We start from the raw sequence: 17,821 nt of genomic DNA on the forward strand, positions 1-17,821 counted from the left end.
TCAATTTCGAAATCATGCAAATACCAGTTAAGTATCAGACTTAAAACGAATAACCGCATAAATTAGACTGCAGCCGATATAAATGATCATTCCGATAACGATCTGTATTATTTCAGATTCTGAATGATGAGTATAATGATTAACAAGAAACATTATGAATATTAGGACTAGCGCATCTATTATCAATTGACTCCATTTTATCCTCTTCATCATAGGGATCATAGCAAGTAAATTACAGCATACTGCAATGAACTCCAAAGTGAGAATACCGACTGTTGCCCCCCTGTAATTTAACCCAGGTTTTGCTACAAGAAAGTAATGAACGATTAATGAAATACTTATTCCACTAATTAGACCAATTAACGGTACTTTTTTATACTCTTGGACCCAAAGTATGCTTGTGCTTACTTCACGTAAACCCACAAGCAATGGAACGATAAATAAAAATTGAATCGGTCTTGCCGCCTCAATTGTGCCAAATAAAATAAGTGAAATTTCCTTATTATAGACATAAAGAAACAGACTCGATATCCAGCCCCATATCCAGGATACCTTCAGTGCTATTCTGGTACGGAGATGAAAACGTTCATAGTTTCTTGCCTGCCAATCTGCTACCATTCTCATTGTTAATGTATGTGAAAGCGCAGCAGTGACCAGGGTGGGCATATAGGCTACAAGTGCAGCCATACCTGTAAGAACTCCAAACATTGCTGTTGCTTCTGCAGATGAATAACCCGCAGTTTGAAGTCTGTTAGGGATTATAATAGCGTCCAAAACATCAGAAAGCGGAATCAGCAATCTGGTAATGGATATAATGAAAGAACTGTGTATAAACCACTTTAATCTCTTTTGAAATTTAATGTCTGAATAACGGATTGGGGCTTGATTACCTTGTCGATTCACATATAGGTAATATGAAATTAATACTAAAAAAGCAGAAATCGCACCAAGCGATGTACTCAACATGCTGTTACCGGTTGCAATTGCAGGACCTTGAGGCAGGAAAAGAAAAACGATAGCTAGCATGAACAACACTCGAACTGCTTGTTCAATAATTTCGGAGACAGCAATTACATTGTATAATTCGATGCCTTGTAAATAACCACGAAGTAGACTTAACAATGGAACTGCAAAGAAGGCCGGGGCCAGAAAGTGAATGAAATAATAAAGCTGCTCGTTACCAAGCATCCTTGCTACCGTATCTGAATAATAAAAAGTAAGAGTAGTTGCGCATCCCCCTATAATGATTAAATAAATAGAAAAAATCTTGAACCATATCCAGCCTTGTGAGGGATGCTTCGCAGTGTACAAGGCTAATGCAGTTGGTAATCCGCCGGTTAGTAACATTAATCCTAACCCAAAATAGGAGTAAGCAATCTGAAAAAGCCCAATCCCCTCCGCACCAATAAGTCTTGTTAATGAGACTCTGCCGATTAAGCCGATTGCTTTTACCATCAAAATTGCACATATTCGGAATACCGTTTGTTTGATGAAAGAAGAGCTCATCATTTTCCTCCACTGCATAAGACTTGTCCGTATCATCCTATGACCATGAAGAAGGCGATATGAATGGTGCAACATTTTTATCTAGAATGCCAGTACATGTGCTAGTCGTTGATGTGAATCAAAATATATTTGGTATGTTTATCCCAGCCCAAATCAAAAGGCGCTCGGTAACGATCTGCAGTATGCGAATTAACCAGAGGATAACCGTTGGCATCAAATCCGGTTACTACTGAAAAGTGGTCTACGTCATTGTCTACAACATGAGCAATTAAATCACCCGGTAACAGTTTTGCAAAAGCGGTATCCGGATGTTTGCTTGTTGGTTTTATAAGTTCGGAGAAATATCCGGTTGCAATGACTTTTCCATAACCAGAGTGCACAATAAAGTTCTTAAAGGCATCCGTCTGAACCCAAGTTCGGGTCCCGCCTCCACCATAGCGATAACGCCAAGGTCCCTTCATCTTGAGACCTCCACCCTCCGCCTGATCACCAACCACCTGGGAGGCAAAATTCGTGCAATCTCCACCTTTAACGTTATAATTCAAATATTTTGGATTGTACCGCCCATTATTGCCTGCACCCCAAGCAGTACCAGCATATTTATTGGCATATTCAACGGCTTTCTTTCTTTTGTAATTTTTCCCATCCCTTATAATTTCATTGTGAAGAGGAAAATACACAGTGCCTCCTGAAGTCCCTCCAATTAGTTTGGGGTTTTCTTCTATAGGATCAAGATACCACTCTTTAAACACAATCCAATTTCCATTCTTTTTTTTCAAAGTAATAGCATGCCAAGTACCAATACCAAAAGATTGGGTAGGCAAGATTTTATCTACATATATGTAGCTTAATTTTTGGGAATGAGCTAACGATACTTTCGCTGTATCCCCTTCCATTTGAATTCGGGTAACACGAATATCACTTTGAGAATCCGTAAAATGAATTCCTCTATAATTTCCCCATGTATTTAGATAGTTCTTTCTTTTTTCCTCTACTCGATATGCATTGCGACTTGAATTATAAGCTTGATCGTAGTAACTCGTCATATTCGATGTTTTATTCACTAAAAAATTTGAACGAACAGCGAATAACTCGTTTAAATACTTTTTTATCTCATCCTCTGAAGGATTAGTGTTTGTGATGTGTGAACTTCCAAAAAGCAGCACTATTGTTGTGTATATACTGAAATAAACAGTTTTCGTCATTTTTTTCTCCCGTTTTCTCTACGTAGTATTGTTATTTTAACAACCGCGTATAAACGACTAGCCTCTTTTCATGCTCACCCTTTATTCGATCGTACTTTCCTGTACAAGTAATTAAATTTAACTGCTCTATATCGGTATCGCCGAATATTTTTTCGATAGGTGCTTGAGCTGTAGGGTAAGATTCTACGGCCACGACTTTGAAGACGAGATAATTCCCCTCATTGTCTGATAACACTACAGGTTCCCCAGGCTTTATCTTTTTAAGTGGGTAAAAAACAGCGGGGCCTGTATAATTGTCAACATGCCCTGCCAAAATAGCATTTCCCTTTTGTCCAGGCAAAATGCCATCTACAAACACGCCAGCTACCTTGCTTGATACGGGAGCATCCATCTGCCCATTCTCTAACAGTCCTACTGGTTCAACAGGGGCCTTTATACCAACCGATGGAACCCACACTTGGTTTGGTATTATAAATACAGATTCTTCATCTTCATTTATTATGTTCTCTTCGTCTTGCTGCTTTGAATTTTTTACGGTTACACTTGGTTCTGCTTTCCCCTCGGAAATTTCTTTAGAGTAAGGCGACCCGGTTTGACGCAGGGGGGGAGGCGCTTTTTCAGAAGACTGCGATGCATGATAATGACAACCTGATAATAACAAAACAGGAAGAGTCATAAATACTATGAGTGTTAATTTCCGTTTATCATTCATTAGTATCATCCTTCGTTAAAAGAAAAGAGGAAAACCTAATTTTCCTCTTTTCGATCTTGTTCTTATTCGCTCACGCCGCCATAACCTGTTTTCGGTAGTGCTTTTGGTTTAATGCTCTTGGTGTGCACTTTATGCGCTTTGCTTTTAGCTCGCATTTTGTGCTCTTTTGCTTTGTGTTCTTTCGTTTTGTGTTCTTTCGCATGCAGTTTGTGTTCTTTAGCTTGGTGTTCTTTAACATGCATTTTGTGCTGATGACTTTCCACTGGTGCTGCAGATGCGGTGATTGCCGAAGCTGAAAGGAACAAACAAGTTGACAATGCAAAAATTGCTGCTTTTTTCATGTAAATACCTCCTTTGTTTTTTCCCCAATTTAGTTATCTACACAGTCGGCTCAAGTTATTGATGGTAATTTTGACCTGTTAAAATTCCCTAATTACGATAACGGTTCTTGCCCCGGGTTTGCCAATTGATTTAATTTTATGTACGATAAAAAGCCGCACATTGTGCGACTTCTTGAATTGGCTCGAAGATGTTTATAACTGGAAAGCCTCATTCTCTTTTTGAGCTTATCTGCGCGTTCCTACTCTGTTATTGCCTCGTTGAAATATGGATCTGGCGATCTGGCGCATTCGCTCGTCGTGGAGATTGCACAGTGCTTATTGAGCAGTTTGGTTTAGTCCATCGAGCAGATTTTGCTTTAAGGACTCGAGGCAGCTCAGGGGAATGCAACATCCCTTTAACAAATACTGTTCAATACTCCCATACTGTTTATCTTTGCTACTGAAAGCCATATGATGATACATATATTTCATCATTTGTTCAAAGAATAAAAACCCGCCAGTCAACAAGGACAGGCGGGTTTCTAAAGAAATAGTATTCATTTACTTACCGGATAAATAGAGACCGAGCTCTGATAACAGTGCACTTCCAACGTACGTTCCCGTGAACACGAAAACCGCAACGATTGCGACGCGCCACGATGTTTTGCGAAGATCAACCAGCCTGTCGGCAACGGAAATGCCGGCAAACGCCAAAATCGGGGTCGTAATGGACAAGAAGTTGACGTTGGCGATGGCATCCACGAACACATCGGAGATCAGGCAGCAGATAAGCGAAACGATCGATACCCAGCCGAGAACCGGGAAGTCCTGCAAGAATTTCAGCGGAGCTTTTTTCATGAGTGTCGAGATCAGAACGCCGATGAAGGAAAAAAGCCACAGCACGGCCAAACCCGCGATCGTCCCTAACGTAATATGTCCTTCGCCGTTTTTAATGAATTTCATTTGCTCCGTAAATAAAATAAGACCAACGCTAAGCAGCAGGACGAGGGCGTATTTAGCGTATTTATTCAAACCGGTGCTCATTTCTTCTCACCTCTGACCATTAATTTGTACATAAACCGCTGCAGCGGCACCGCGAGAAATACCATCGTATACGTTCCGAGAAAGCTGGTAAGCAGCTGGCTCGCAGCAGCGTATCCGTTAATGGTCTCCGTCATCTCAGGAGAATGCGCGACTAGCGCGGAAGAAGAGCCTGTCATCATACTGGCCGAGCCGACGCCAGAGGACATGGCTAACGCTTCGATCGAGAAGCCGGCAGCAAGCATGACCGGCGCAAGAATACTAAAGAACAGCGTGCCGAAGAGGGTGCCTATAATATAGAGGGACAGCACCCCACGGCCTTCATCGGAGTCGAGCGTATATTTCTCGGATATGTAGGCAAGTTCCCCTTCCCTCCCAAGTCCGAGCGTAGCGCCGATGGCTTCCCTTCTCAAACCGAGCAGAATGGCGATTGGAAGTCCGAGCAGAATCGTACCCAAGTTACCGATTTCCTGAATGATGAACACCCAGCCTACTTTTAATATATCTTCAATTCTGGGCGCGACGTCAGCGCCGTATCTCGCCATAAGCGGCAGCATAATAAAGATTAGATACTTACTGGAGAAGCCGACGTTCTCCTTACTGTAAATTTTCTTCATAAAACCTTTCCGGAAAATCGACAAGCCAAGCAACATCGTGATCAAAATGGCGAATACGAGTGGGAGCAGGCTAATTTTTACGGAGCCAATATGGATCGACTGAATGCCGATAAATTCGGCAACCGCTATTACAATGAGCACGAATGCAAGCAAATATATATACTGTAGTTTTAACTTCATGCCATGTCCTCTTTTCTGTTTCTTAGTTGGAGCCAACAATCGACGCAAGGAGCTGCTCGTATTCAGCGAATGTACGGCGGTACAGCTTCGATCGGTCGATACGTCCGCTCATTCGCTCCAGCACCTGGGTTAAGAATCTCGGAAACACTTCGTAAATAAACTCGGGATCGATATCTTTAAAATCGTCGCCGTGAATCGTTCCTGTAAAGCCGCTGTATCCGATTTGAATACAAGGCATCATGAAGGCGAGGTCGCCAATGTCTCCTGCTGCGCTGATGGCGTTGTTGTTCCAAACATTAGCGATCTCCTCGTTATCTTGGAACGCCTCCAGGACGAATTCGGACAAATACCGGTCCTGAACGAACGGCAAATATCCCATCTGCGTCTTAATCTCGACCTCGCCTTGAAGGGCCAGCGCGCTGCCCTTGGCCGCATCATCCATCTTGGAGGCCGCTTCCTTCATGTAGTGGACCGACTGAGTGCGCAAATCGCTGCCCACCGTAATCCGATTGGGAATGACGTTTGTCGACATGTCGGACTCCAGGACGATCGGATTCATCCGGACCTTCTCACTGTCCTTCATTTGCTGCCTGCTCAGGCCTAACGCCACATTGAACAGGGTCGACATGCTGTAGGCATTTTTGGCGGAGAAAGGATCGAAACCCGCATGGGTTGCTTTTCCGGTAAACGTATAATGCTTATATAGGAATCCAGCCAGGTCGCAGTTGATTTCTATCGTCCGTTCCGCAAACTCTCCGCCCATGGCGTGTACGCATAGTCCAATGTCAATATCGTCGAACACGCCGAGTTTCATCGCTTCGGGTTTCCCTCCATAATAGGAGATCTTACCGCTGGCGAGCAGTTCGTCCCTAAAGGCGAGATCCAAATACTCCTCAGCGGGAATGAAAATAAACGTTATTCTATAATCCAGAGCTTCGTACGCCTTAGATTCAAAATAATGTTTGTATAAAGCCAGGGCGATCGCCACCTGCGTATAATGACCGCAATTGTGTGCCGCCCCAGTCGCCTTGTCTGATCGCCAATGAGTTGGAGCGTATACGGCGTCCAACTCCGCAATAAAAGCGATGTTCATCGGCTTGCCGCTGCCGAGGGTTGTCCGAAGCCCGGTTGTGCTGAATGATTGCAGCTCGATATCCGGATTAACCTTCTTCAGAAAATCCGACACCGTTTTATTGGTTTTAAATTCCTTGTAGCCAAGCTCAGGGTTATCGAATATGGTTCGTGCTACATCTGCAATTTCTTCGTACTGTTCTTTAAAGTTCATAGCTGCCTCCTTCTTGATGAAAATAATTCTTATGTTATTTTAGTTTCCTTAGTTATGTCAATAAAAATCACTTTATATTATTTTCCTATAGAAGTGATCATAATTTGATATAACTCTATCCTCCCGCAGCTATTATTAAGAAGGTCTATAGCTTAACGCCAAGTTCGGAATCGGCGGCATTACAAATGTGGAAGAGGATATGAAGATGTTCCTGGGGCGTAAAGGGGCGCGTGCAGAAAGACCTGGCCGGCGGCCAGGTCTTTTGTCTATTGGCTTGTTAGCATCATGAGGCAGGGAGCCTAAGCCAATCCGGGGTTGCCTCCGCTTTCGGGATTATCCATGATTTCATTCACTTCACTTTCATAAGCGCCACTTGCCTGCTCATCAAGTTCACCCCAGTAGCAAGGAAGATTTTCAACCTTTAATTCCTGATAACGTTACACCCTTGACGATATACTTTTGGAAAATGATAAAGATGATAATGATCGGGATCGAAGCATACGCATTCACCGTCATTGGCAAGGTTTCGTCCTGGTTATATGAGCTCATGAAAAACGGGATACCGATGGGAAGCGTAAACAAGACTTCCGATTGAATCGCCAGAAATGGCCACAAGAAATCGTTCCAGGTGCCTAGGAAAGAAAAGATCATCAAGGTAGCCAGCACCGGTTTGGATAATGGAATAAAAATGTTCCACCACACCCGAAATAAACTGCAACCGTCTATTTTCGCAGCTTCCACCAGCTCATTCGGCATCCCGTCGAAAAATTGCTTCATGATGAGTACACCAAGCGGTCCTGCGAGCCCCGGCAAAATGAGGGCTGCATAGGAATCCAGAATCCCCAAGCTGTTAGCTACCATATACAAGGAAACAATCGTCGCTTCGCCGGGAATCATCATTCCACTGAGAATGAGCCAGAAAGCTAACTTCTTATAACTGAAATCGATCCGCGATAAAGCAAATGCGGCGAGTGAAGCCATGGTCAAGCTGAGTACAGGCACAATAACAGCGATGGTTAAGCTGTTCATGGTCCATTTGATCACCGGCGCAGTCTCAAAAATATAAGCGTAGTTTTCGAACGAAAACGGCGGCAGGAAACGGTCCATCAGATCGCCCATCGCACTACCCTGCGGTTTTAGAGATGTGAATATCATGTAGATCACCGGAACGACAAAGATCGTTGCCAAACTGTAAGCTATGATGTGCAGCAGTATTTTTGGACCCGTCCACCGTTTAGAGCCAGCGAAATCACCCATTTCCTCATCACCTCATTCACTTTTTTTACCGAAAATTTTAAACTGCAAGAATGAAAGTACCGTCAGAAAGACAAAGAAAATAAATGACATCGAGGTTGATAATCCAAGATCGTTGGCGGTAAAGCCGGTTTCATAAATGTATTGAATCATCGTCCGGGTTTCATTCCCTGGCCCGCCGCGGGTAACGAGCCATACCTGGCCGAATACTTTAAAGGACGCTATCACTTGAAGCACAGTAATCAGTACGAGAAGACCTCGCATCGCAGGCAATGTGATAAATTTGAGTCTTTGCCAAGCATTGGCTCCATCTAGTGTCGCTGCCTCGTAATGTTCAGCAGGAATATCCTGCAGCCCCGCGAGTAGCACGATCATGTTAAAGCCCTGTGTCCACCAAAGCGTAATCATCACGATGGAAATCCAGGCAAGCTGCGGTTCATTCAACCAGAAAATTTCGGATTCCGGACTGAGAATCCCGAGATTATGCAGCACCGTGTTCACTAAGCCTGAGTAAGGCGCAAGAAGAAATATCCAGACAAAGCTAACCACCGCTACGGACAATACATTTGGCATGAAAAACACGGTTCTCAGAAAGGTCTTTCCTTTTACCTTTGAATCAAGAATTAAGGCAAGCAGGAAAGGCGTTACGATCATAAATGGTGTGGAGATTAAGGCGAAGTAGGTCGTATTCCAAAGAGAAGCCCAGAAATCCGAATCTTTCAGTGCATAGAGGTAATTTTGAAGGCCGACAAAGCCTTCTTTGCCAATCAGCGTCCAATCATGAAAGCTGACGAACAGTCCGTAGAAAATCGGCACAATCGAAAAGAGAATAAAGAAAAAGAAATACGGGGCAAGAAAACCGGTTGCCAGCAATTCGTTCTGCAGCTTTCTTTTCCGCTTGCCTATGGACATATCAACCAGACTAGGATCTTTTACCGTTACCGGATTCATGATTCAACCTCCCAAAGTGCATCGGAGTTACATCCTCGGTAACTCCGATGCAAATGCAAAAGCCTATCGTTTCAGAAGCTTTTCCATGCTTTGTACCGCTGCGTCCAATCCTTTATCGACAGGTGCTTTACCAGACCAGATCGTATCTAATGCCTGCACAAGCTGGTCTTTTGCCGGCCACATTTTTGGCGATCTTGGCAAATACACACCATCGTTGCCAGCCTGCAAATAATCCTGGCGATAAGGCATATTTTTGAACGCTTCTGACTCGACAGCCGTTGTGGAAGGTGGAATATGTCCGGCCTTGGACCATTCAGCCGCGTGGTCTGTCACCCATTTTGCAAACGTGATCGACGCTTTTACCTTGTTTTCGTCCTGCCCTTTTTTCTGGACCGGCAAAATGAAGTTGTGTGAATCAATCCAGGTTGCAGGCTTATCATAAATTTGCGGGAAAGGAATGGCTCCGAATTCCAGTCCTTTTGTTCCTTCCAGTGTGCTCGTAAACCAGACCCCTGTTGGCATCACAGCACCCTTCCCCGCTTGGAATGTCTCGCCGATTTTAGGAAGGTTTCTTGGTATCAAGCCGCTCTCAAACCAGCTGCTAATATATTCTGCAGCCTGTTTGCCCTGCGGATTATTTAACGTCACCTTTTGGCCGGATTCATCAAACAGGCCCTCTCCTCCAAGCTGGTTGTAAAGCGCCCACCAGATCCGGTATGGATCCTCGCCTGTGGAGCCGAGCAGCATATTCACATTACCTTTGGGAACACCGTCTTTGATTTTTTGCAGAAAGCTGTTGAAGCCTTCCGGACCAGGTTCAATGATTGGCTTTTCATTTTCGTCCAGCAAATTCAACTCACGCAATATTTTTTTGTTGTAATACAGGATGAGCGGATGAGCATCCAGCGGCAAGGCATATTGCTGATCGTTAAATAACGTTGCGTTTACCATGTTTTCATTGAATCCGCTTAGATCAATACCCATCGAATCGATATATGGATCCAATGGATCGATGATTTTCAGTTCTACCAGCTCGCTTAATTTGGACGTGTGGGATACCGCAAGATCAGGCGCATTGCCGCCTGCGACAGCGGTTTGCAGCTTGGTATAAAACTGGCCCCAATCCTGCGTCAATGCCTTCACTTCGATTTTACCTTTATGTTCATCATTAAATTTTTTCACCAGTTCGTTCATAATGGCGCCGTCACCTCCGCCGAACATGTTCCAGTAGGTGATGGTGACTTTCTCACCGGGAGCGGTTCCCGGCCCTTTTGAAGCGTTTTCATTTCCGTTATCGGTTTTACCTTCATTGCCTAATGAGCATGCACTTAACACGAATGACATAACAAGCAGCATCCCTAATGCGACTTTATAGAGCTTGGAAGTTTTCATGAAAATCCCCCTTATAAAGTGATAAAACTAAACAAAACTCCGCTTAAATTCTTCGTTGGTTAAGTGTTCTCGTTACCGCTCTCCTCTCCCTCTTAATAATTGGATATAGCAAGAACCGGTAAAGATAAACCAAACATTAAACAATCTAAATCCATTCGTCAATACTTTTTTATCGTTTTTTTAATTAAAACAAAATACTTGCAATGAATAAATTTATAACCATCAAACCTAAATCTAATTCATAAAAAAGAGGCTTCCCTGTACAGGAAAAGCCCCTGATCCGACCCGTTTCGACTGTTTTACAAACATCAGCAGCATTTTTCAAATCCGACTTTATATCTCGATTCTACAATCCTTGCGATGCTATGATTCAGTAGATGATTCTCATTATGATATCTTGATCATAATCACCAAACTGCTTGCCGAAAATATTGATGCCTCCAATATGCTCTGCATCCGCCTTGATCCCGATTCGTAAACTAATCAACTTATTCTCGAGCAGACGGAGATCATCTAGATTCACCTCAGAAACAGCAACGTCGTCGAGGAAGCTCCCTGAGTTATCAACTTTCCAGGTTTTCAGCAGCCCGTATTGCGTATGACTATCGGGTAGCCACGGCGGGTTCAGCTTTCCCCTGCGGTCCCCAAAGTCACCAGGAGAAGTCCATGTTCCGATTTCTACATCATTGATCCAAATCGTAATATCAGACGGCCAGTTATGATCGTAAAGAAATGCTTCTGAACATAGCTCCATCGAAAACTGAATGGATTTAATGTCTACGTCTCTCTCTGAAAACAGAGGAAATTTATATTCTACATATCCGCGGGAAAACCAGATCAGCTGTGCAGAAATTCGGCTCGGATGAAAAAAGTAGGCCGGCTCGTCCGGCGGTTGAACCATTCCAGATTCAGTGATCAAGCCGCATGTCGGATGGATTTCGCAATCCGTATAACAGCCAACGGGCATCTCAATCTGGTGCAGATTGGTCGGACTGTAGATTCCGTTGGTTAATTTCAAACTCATACGTAAATCATCAAACGTTCGTGTGCAAACCTTCATTGTGCCTCTGGATGCGGGCAGTACCTCCGTCGCGATAATGCCCGCATTTTCCAGCACCCGAACATTGAAGGCGACCGTCGATACAGGCAGATCTAATTTTTCAGCAATATCGACAATATTTTCTCGGCTGTGATTCAAAAGCTTTAAAATGTTTATCCGGACTTCCGAAGCCAATGCATGTGCCACTTTTCTCAGTCGTTCCGATTCATCGATTGACAACTCCAACATTTTGCCCTTTTCCCCCTATTGCGAGTTTTATCTGCATAGCTGGTTATCATTATACGTTACAACAACCATATCTCCGCAACTCCCTAAGAGCACCAGATGTGATAACACATAGGCCCTTAACTGCAGCTGTTATATTGGGCATCGGCGTTGAATTGGCGCTTAAGCCTGTGCTGCCTGCAGAGTTCACGAATCTTCTCTACCATGTGATTTGTATTTGCTCCCGTAGGCGTCTTTCCAGCGATAGTAGGTGGCACGAGGAAGCCCGATCCATGCACTTGCTTGGGTTACACTGACTTCCCCTCGAATGGACTCCATCCACTCCACTACAATCGTTGGAATTGACTTCGCTCACAGGAATACCCGTTAATTTCATTTCAATGGCTTTTCTCTTCACTTCTACAGGGTAGCTTACTCTTGTTGCCAACGCAAAAACACCTCCAAGCTTGTCTCCATATCTTACGACATGGTTGCATTCTCTTGAAGGTGTTTAAATTTGTCTCACGTTATGGGGTCAGTCTCGTCAGTCCAATAGAACCGACTCTTTGATACAAGTGAACAGACTCTTTGATACAAGTGAACAGACTTGGATGGTTCAGGAAACCGAACGATGGCTCAAGGATGAAATCTCTTGACCGGCTTGTATTGCAGCAGCCATCATTACACCGCGTGCTAGGAGAGGCTCGAAGCGTTCGCATTGGACAAGCCTGTATTGAACTCCGCTCCGGCTTCGATGCCCTACTGCTTCGATCACTTGTTGCCTTGGTAGTCTACACTGCCCCTAACTTGCCAGCCATGTGTTATAAACACTAACTTCATAATAGATTCTTCCTCATCTTCTATTGAGCAGTAGCGAACTCACGAGTGATGTTCCTATACTTTGTAGGTGAAATTCCTTTTTTAGCTTTAAATTGCTTAATAAAGTAAGTGTCATACTCAAATTCGGTATCACGTGCAATTTCATCAAAGGTTCATACTGCGGCCAGTTTCGTTCCGATATAGACAAACTCTCAATGAGTCATTGCTTCGTCTTATACATACTGCTTCCACGCAGTTTCAAGCATTTCGGTTGATTTAACCAAATTCATGGTGTAGCTGTCTCGCTCTCTCTCATGACGGAGGGAAGAAGAACGGAACTCCTCGACCATCTTCCCCTCTTTCATAACCAGAATATCCGTACACAATCCGGGTACAAGCGAGAGATCATGCGTAATGAACAGAAGAGACAACCCCTCTTCCTTCTGAAAGGACATAAGCAGTTCGATGATCTGCTGTTGTAATATCATATCAAGGTTGGAGACGATTTCATCGCAAATCAATAGTTTGGGATGAATGATCAATGCTTTTGCCAGGCAAGCCCTTTGATATTGTCCTCCGCTTAGCCTGCCTGGCCGATTTCTGAGCAGGCCCTCATGAAGGCCGACCTTGCTTGAATATTCCATAACCCTCTCTTTACGCTCCTTCTTTTTCAAATCTGTAAAGTTAATTAATGGCTCTTCCAGGCACTGAAACAAGCTCATCGAAGGATTCAACGTTGAGGCTGAATTCTGAAAAACAATCTGAATATCGCGATACCATTCTTTATACGATTTAATTCCTTTGCTAGGTAACCCTCGCCCATTGAATAGAATTTGACCTGATGTCGGCTGCTTCAATGCCATAATCAGTTGGGTCAGCGTAGATTTTCCACTGCCGCTCTCACCTACAATGGCCAGAGAGCCTCCATCTTTTATAGTAAATTGGATGTCTTTCAGAATCTCCCTTCCATTGATTTCTTTATGCAACTGATGCACTTGAAGCATGAGCTCATACGCCTCCTTTGCTAAGAAACCTCTGCGATCGATGCATGCATAACCGTTGGGTATATTCATGCTCAGGTTGCCCCAGGACTTTATCCGAGCTTCCCTGCTCGATGATTTCGCCGGCACGCATGACACCAATCCGATCCGCAAGATAAGCGGCAAGGAGTAAGTCATGCGTAATAAACAACATACTCATGTCCAGTTCTTGTACTAGAGAACTCATAAGAGATATGATTTCTGCTTGTGTTGTGACATCGAGTGCACTCGTGGGCTCATCGGCTATGATGACTTCAGGTTTTAACAGCAGCGCCATCGCGATCATGACACGTTGATTCATTCCGCCGCTCAGCTCATGAGCATAACGTTTCATCACATGTGCCGGTTCTTTCAAGAGCACTTGAGATAGCATCTGCTCCGCTTGCTTCTCAGCCTCATATCTCGAAACGGGCAAGTGGCTCCGCATCAAATCACTCAATTGCTTTCCGATAGGAATAGAAGGGTGCAAGGCTTGTTCAGGATGCTGAAAAATGGCACCTATATGTCTCCCCCTGATTTTCCGCCAGTTCCGCTTGGATAAACGATTCAGTTTTTGGCCGCGCAACAGGACATCACCAGACATTTGCAAATTAGCAGGAAGCAACCCTAACATGGCTTTGCTTGTTAACGTTTTACCGCTCCCGCTCTCTCCGATTAAACAGTACGTCTTCCCCGATTCCAAAGAAAAGCTGCTGTTATTCACCAGAGTTAGACCCTCCGCATTTCGAATGTTCAGATGATTTACTTCGACTATGACCTCCATTTATTTCTCCCTCCTTAGCCATTCGCCTACAATCTGGAAGGAACAGGCTGTCAGAAAAATCATGAACCCCGGAAAGAAACCCATCCACGATGCAACCTGCAAGTAATTTATCCCATCCAGCAACATAACCCCCCATTCAGGTGACGGAGGCTGCGCGCCAATCCCTAGAAAGGATAGACCCGATAATGTCAATATCACCTTGCTTACATCAAGGATCAGCATGGTTCCAATCTGAGGCGCGATATTCGGTATCATATGCCTTATCATCGTTCTCATTCCAAAGGATCCGCTTACCCTGCTAGCAATGATATACGGTTCCTTCTTAACGTCATGGATCAAACCCCGTATTAATCTCACGTACTTGGCCCACCAGGACAGTATCACGGCAAAATAGACATGTTCCATGCCGAAACCAAGAAAACCGACAATCACGATCGTGAGCAGGATATTCGGCAATGCCGTAAATGTATCCGTCACGCTCATCATGAACATATCAAGTTTTTTTCCAAAAAAAGCGCTCGCCGTACCAACAAAAAGCCCGATCAGCATGACAACGCCGAGAACGATGAAAACAGGGGACACCGATTCACTGATGCCGTGGATCACGCGACTGAACAAGTCCCTTCCTAAATAATCCGTTCCAAAGGGATGAGCAAGGCTTGGAGGAAGAAGCTTTTGCTCATGATTCGTATAGAGCGGGTCATAGGGTGAAACCCATGGGGCGGTGAGTCCTGTAATCATAAGAATCGCGATAAACAGCAACGCTGCTGCCGGAAGTTTATTGACCCGGATGAGACGAATCATAGTTCCCACCTCTGCTTGTCCAGATGAATGCGTGGATCGGCTAAGAAGTACAGCATATCGGTCACAAAATGAAACACAAAGATAAACGCAGCCACTAGAAGCGCGCTCCCTTGAATGACTGGAAAATCACGGCGATATATAGCCTCAAGCATATATTTACTGAACCCAGGGAAACTAAAGATCGTTTCCGTTATGATCGAAGCCCCGAAAAAACTTGGCAGACTCGTCGTGATTAACGTCAGGACCGGTACGAGCATTGAGCGAAATAAATAGGATGGATATAAGATCGAGTTACGCAAACCTCTGGCCCTTGCAGCCTCGATATACGAGAATTTGCTGTACTGAACGGTATAGGAACGTACCATTCGAATGAAATAAACGCTTTGTACCAGCGAAATGGCCGTCACCGGAAGTACATAATGCAGCAAGGTAGAACTGCCAATAACCGGAAGGACGGGCCATATGACGCCAAACGCATACATTAGAAGAATAGCGAGCCAATATAAAGGAACGGACAATCCCAAGATGGTTAACGAGTATACGACTCGATCAGGAATCGAACCCTCATTTAACCCCAGCCATATCCCGACCGGTATGGAAATGATGATCGTTAGTACAAAAGAGCCTGCAATGAGTCTATACGTCGGCTCTAAACGACTTATAATTTCATGTAACACCGGTTCCCCCGACATGAAGGAATGTCCCAGTTCTCCTTGAACAATCTGAAACACCCAGGCCATGTATTGCTGAAGGAACGATTGGTCGAGTCCCCATTGTTCCTGTAGATCAGCCACCAGCGACTGCTCCGGTACCGCTCCGATCTCTAACAGCATCATGGACGCCGGATCGCCCGGCGCCAGACGCATCAATGCGAACACGAACAACGAAAACAGGACAAAGGTAATCATCAGCATCAGCAGACGATGGATCATGGAACGCAGCATTACTGGTCTTCTTTCTTCAAGCGATGCCATTTCAACGGATCGTCCTCGATTGCATTGAATGCAAAGCCAATCACATCGCTCGTATGAACAAAGGTTTGCTTGGTATAGTATATGGGTACCGACATAGCTTCCTCATGCATTCGAAGAAACACTTGGTCGAACAGGGCTTGCTGTTTCTCGACGGAAACTGTAGCCGCAATTTGATCCAGCAAATCCGACAAAGGACGATCTTGAAAGGCAACCCCCGGCGTAGATGGCGAGCTGTAGAATAACGAGGATAAGAATCGATACGGCAGTTGAGCATCCGTATAGGTCCGGTACATCAGCAGGTCATAATCCTTGCTGCCCCACAGCGTATCGTAGTATGCCGCCCTTTCCTGATTCACAATGTGGATTTGGATTCCGATCTGCTTCATGTTGTCTTGGAAAATCTCCGCCATCTCTTTCCATTCTGGATATTCTTCCGTTTGAATGACCAACCGCAACTGCAGGACTTGCCCGCCTTTCTCGTAAAGACGCTTCTTTTCGTTCCATTCGTAGCCCGAGGCTTCGATCAGTTGTTTGGCCTTCTCGGGATTGTAAGGATAGGAAGGCTGATTATCATCGGTTACAAACGCAACTTTCTCTTGAAACAATCCTCTGACGGCATCGCCGGTGCCATCGGCATATTTGCTCGTATCGTTTCCGTAATTGACGGCCTGGCGAATGTTCTTGTCCGATAGAAACACCTGGTTTTGGTTGATGACCAAAAAGTAGGACATCGTACTCGCCCCGGTCTCCACCACGTACTTATCGTTATTTAGGAAAACACTTAGACTTTCTGCTGGAACATTACCAAGTTCCCCGCCTGCAAGATCGACCTCTCCGGATTGCAGCGCCATCACCCTTGCCTGAGGATCTGTAATCACTCTAAAAACGAGTGAATACGCTGACGGTTCCTCTAACCAATAATGTTCATTTGCTATCAGTATGGTCTCCACCCCTTGTCGGTAACTGCCTATTTTCCAAGGGCCCGTGCCGATCGCTTGCTGAAAGGTTCCGTTCGCGTCTCCCGCTGGAGTTACCGAGTTTGGACTCATAATCCGAAACGGCCTTGCCTGGCTGAGCTCATACAGCACTTGAGTTGCGGTATGTTTAAAAGAAAGCACGACGGTGTCATCATCCGGTGTTTCTATGTTTGCAATCAAACGGGATATTTCCAGCGTGGCATTCTCTTCCCTGCTGACCGCCCTCTCCAAGGAAAACTTAACCGCCGTTGAATTCAATGGGCTGCCGTCTGAGAATTGCACCTGATTCCTTAAATGAAAAGTGTACATCTTACCGTCTTCGGAGACCTGCCAGAATTCAGCCAGGCTGGGAACAAGCTCCCCTTCTCCTTCATATTCCACAAGCGCGTCATATACAGCGGCATGCGTATGTCTTGATCCATTGTAGGTCGAAGCATCGAGCTTATCTCCCTCAGCGTCCTGCGTTACGGCAACAACGATTTGCTTGTCTTCTGCTTTGCCAGGGACCGGGTCTGTTTCTTTTGAACACCCCATAAGCAAAGATAATGCGACAAGTCCTGCAACTCCGAATCTAAATCTCCCCAACATCCATGCTCCTCCTAATTTTCTTCTAGGTTGTTTGTGATTAAACAGCCGCTATGATCTTGACCGCTTGCATACTGAGTAATCTTTGTATATTATTAATCGTAATCATTACGATTTGCAACATTTTTTTTA

General features: G+C 44.6%; 17 protein-coding genes. All 17 read right to left on the reverse strand.

From position 1 onward, the window contains the following. Positions 1-27: 27 nt before the first annotated feature. Entirely contained in the window at positions 28-1,506 is a 1,479-nt protein-coding gene (locus tag ACOZB4_RS06995) for an oligosaccharide flippase family protein (protein WP_379406388.1), read from the reverse strand. 101 nt (positions 1,507-1,607) lie between these two features. Continuing rightward, a complete protein-coding gene (locus ACOZB4_RS07000; RefSeq protein WP_379406213.1) occupies positions 1,608-2,711 on the reverse strand; it encodes an amidase domain-containing protein in 1,104 nt (367 codons plus the stop codon). A gap of 31 nt (positions 2,712-2,742) precedes the next feature. Further along, entirely contained in the window at positions 2,743-3,423 is a 681-nt protein-coding gene (locus ACOZB4_RS07005; RefSeq protein ID WP_379406212.1) for a class F sortase, read from the reverse strand. A 62-nt stretch (positions 3,424-3,485) separates the two neighbouring features. Continuing rightward, positions 3,486-3,764 carry a hypothetical protein gene (locus ACOZB4_RS07010; RefSeq protein ID WP_379406211.1) on the reverse strand — a complete coding sequence of 93 codons (279 nt, stop codon included), beginning with the start codon at positions 3,762-3,764 and terminating at the stop codon, positions 3,486-3,488. A 540-nt stretch (positions 3,765-4,304) separates the two neighbouring features. Further along, positions 4,305-4,787 (reverse strand): hypothetical protein, encoded by a 483-nt coding sequence (locus ACOZB4_RS07015; RefSeq protein ID WP_100538753.1) that lies wholly within the window; start codon positions 4,785-4,787, stop codon positions 4,305-4,307. Beyond that, positions 4,784-5,581 (reverse strand): DUF3100 domain-containing protein, encoded by a 798-nt coding sequence (locus tag ACOZB4_RS07020; protein WP_379406210.1) that lies wholly within the window; start codon positions 5,579-5,581, stop codon positions 4,784-4,786. Before ACOZB4_RS07020 ends, ACOZB4_RS07015 begins: the two co-directional genes overlap by 4 nt. 22 nt (positions 5,582-5,603) lie before the next feature. Next, a complete protein-coding gene (locus ACOZB4_RS07025; RefSeq protein ID WP_379406209.1) occupies positions 5,604-6,866 on the reverse strand; it encodes a M20/M25/M40 family metallo-hydrolase in 1,263 nt (420 codons plus the stop codon). A 414-nt stretch (positions 6,867-7,280) separates the two neighbouring features. Further along, positions 7,281-8,123 (reverse strand): carbohydrate ABC transporter permease, encoded by an 843-nt coding sequence (locus ACOZB4_RS07030; RefSeq protein ID WP_379406208.1) that lies wholly within the window; start codon positions 8,121-8,123, stop codon positions 7,281-7,283. A 12-nt stretch (positions 8,124-8,135) separates the two neighbouring features. Then, positions 8,136-9,071, reverse strand: a complete 936-nt coding sequence (locus ACOZB4_RS07035) for a carbohydrate ABC transporter permease (RefSeq protein WP_083659754.1) — start codon at positions 9,069-9,071, stop codon at positions 8,136-8,138. Between the two features lie 63 nt (positions 9,072-9,134). Beyond that, the gene (locus ACOZB4_RS07040; protein WP_379406207.1) at positions 9,135-10,463 is read right to left on the reverse strand and encodes an ABC transporter substrate-binding protein; all 1,329 of its coding nucleotides are present in this window, start codon (positions 10,461-10,463) and stop codon (positions 9,135-9,137) included. Between the two features lie 370 nt (positions 10,464-10,833). Next, positions 10,834-11,751, reverse strand: a complete 918-nt coding sequence (locus ACOZB4_RS07045) for an ArsR/SmtB family transcription factor (protein ID WP_379406206.1) — start codon at positions 11,749-11,751, stop codon at positions 10,834-10,836. Positions 11,752-11,934: 183 nt separating this feature from the next. Then, the gene (locus ACOZB4_RS07050; RefSeq protein WP_422759513.1) at positions 11,935-12,066 is read right to left on the reverse strand and encodes a hypothetical protein; all 132 of its coding nucleotides are present in this window, start codon (positions 12,064-12,066) and stop codon (positions 11,935-11,937) included. A 713-nt stretch (positions 12,067-12,779) separates the two neighbouring features. Further along, positions 12,780-13,550, reverse strand: a complete 771-nt coding sequence (locus tag ACOZB4_RS07055; RefSeq protein WP_379406205.1) for an ABC transporter ATP-binding protein — start codon at positions 13,548-13,550, stop codon at positions 12,780-12,782. Positions 13,551-13,554: 4 nt separating this feature from the next. Beyond that, positions 13,555-14,349, reverse strand: a complete 795-nt coding sequence (locus tag ACOZB4_RS07060) for an ABC transporter ATP-binding protein (RefSeq protein WP_379406204.1) — start codon at positions 14,347-14,349, stop codon at positions 13,555-13,557. Continuing rightward, the gene (locus ACOZB4_RS07065) at positions 14,350-15,153 is read right to left on the reverse strand and encodes an ABC transporter permease (RefSeq protein WP_379406203.1); all 804 of its coding nucleotides are present in this window, start codon (positions 15,151-15,153) and stop codon (positions 14,350-14,352) included. After that, complete coding sequence (locus ACOZB4_RS07070) at positions 15,150-16,127, reverse strand: ABC transporter permease (protein ID WP_339291574.1); 978 nt, start codon at positions 16,125-16,127, stop codon at positions 15,150-15,152. The genes ACOZB4_RS07065 and ACOZB4_RS07070 overlap by 4 nt, the downstream gene beginning before the upstream one ends. Next, a complete protein-coding gene (locus tag ACOZB4_RS07075) occupies positions 16,097-17,692 on the reverse strand; it encodes an ABC transporter substrate-binding protein (RefSeq protein WP_379406202.1) in 1,596 nt (531 codons plus the stop codon). The genes ACOZB4_RS07070 and ACOZB4_RS07075 overlap by 31 nt, the downstream gene beginning before the upstream one ends. Between the last annotated feature and the right edge of the window lie 129 nt (positions 17,693-17,821).

It is taken from the genome of Paenibacillus sp. NPDC058898, from assembly GCF_049316025.1.
Classification (GTDB): domain Bacteria; phylum Bacillota; class Bacilli; order Paenibacillales; family Paenibacillaceae; genus Paenibacillus_AQ.

Excerpts from the sequence above, each read along its gene's own strand:
- ACOZB4_RS07060 (WP_379406204.1), bottom strand. The coding sequence starts at position 14,349 with ATGGAGGTCATAGTCGAAGTAAATCATCTGAACATTCGAAATGCGGAG.
- ACOZB4_RS07040 (WP_379406207.1), bottom strand. The coding sequence starts at position 10,463 with ATGAAAACTTCCAAGCTCTATAAAGTCGCATTAGGGATGCTGCTTGTT.
- ACOZB4_RS07050 (WP_422759513.1), bottom strand. The coding sequence starts at position 12,066 with ATGGAGTCCATTCGAGGGGAAGTCAGTGTAACCCAAGCAAGTGCATGG.
- ACOZB4_RS07025 (WP_379406209.1), bottom strand. The coding sequence starts at position 6,866 with ATGAACTTTAAAGAACAGTACGAAGAAATTGCAGATGTAGCACGAACC.
- ACOZB4_RS06995 (WP_379406388.1), bottom strand. The coding sequence starts at position 1,506 with ATGAGCTCTTCTTTCATCAAACAAACGGTATTCCGAATATGTGCAATT.
- ACOZB4_RS07010 (WP_379406211.1), bottom strand. The coding sequence starts at position 3,764 with ATGAAAAAAGCAGCAATTTTTGCATTGTCAACTTGTTTGTTCCTTTCA.
- ACOZB4_RS07070 (WP_339291574.1), bottom strand. The coding sequence starts at position 16,127 with ATGGCATCGCTTGAAGAAAGAAGACCAGTAATGCTGCGTTCCATGATC.
- ACOZB4_RS07015 (WP_100538753.1), bottom strand. The coding sequence starts at position 4,787 with ATGAGCACCGGTTTGAATAAATACGCTAAATACGCCCTCGTCCTGCTG.
- ACOZB4_RS07055 (WP_379406205.1), bottom strand. The coding sequence starts at position 13,550 with ATGCTTCAAGTGCATCAGTTGCATAAAGAAATCAATGGAAGGGAGATT.
- ACOZB4_RS07035 (WP_083659754.1), bottom strand. The coding sequence starts at position 9,071 with ATGAATCCGGTAACGGTAAAAGATCCTAGTCTGGTTGATATGTCCATA.
- ACOZB4_RS07030 (WP_379406208.1), bottom strand. The coding sequence starts at position 8,123 with ATGGGTGATTTCGCTGGCTCTAAACGGTGGACGGGTCCAAAAATACTG.
- ACOZB4_RS07045 (WP_379406206.1), bottom strand. The coding sequence starts at position 11,751 with ATGTTGGAGTTGTCAATCGATGAATCGGAACGACTGAGAAAAGTGGCA.
- ACOZB4_RS07000 (WP_379406213.1), bottom strand. The coding sequence starts at position 2,711 with ATGACGAAAACTGTTTATTTCAGTATATACACAACAATAGTGCTGCTT.
- ACOZB4_RS07065 (WP_379406203.1), bottom strand. The coding sequence starts at position 15,153 with ATGATTCGTCTCATCCGGGTCAATAAACTTCCGGCAGCAGCGTTGCTG.
- ACOZB4_RS07020 (WP_379406210.1), bottom strand. The coding sequence starts at position 5,581 with ATGAAGTTAAAACTACAGTATATATATTTGCTTGCATTCGTGCTCATT.
- ACOZB4_RS07075 (WP_379406202.1), bottom strand. The coding sequence starts at position 17,692 with ATGTTGGGGAGATTTAGATTCGGAGTTGCAGGACTTGTCGCATTATCT.
- ACOZB4_RS07005 (WP_379406212.1), bottom strand. The coding sequence starts at position 3,423 with ATGAATGATAAACGGAAATTAACACTCATAGTATTTATGACTCTTCCT.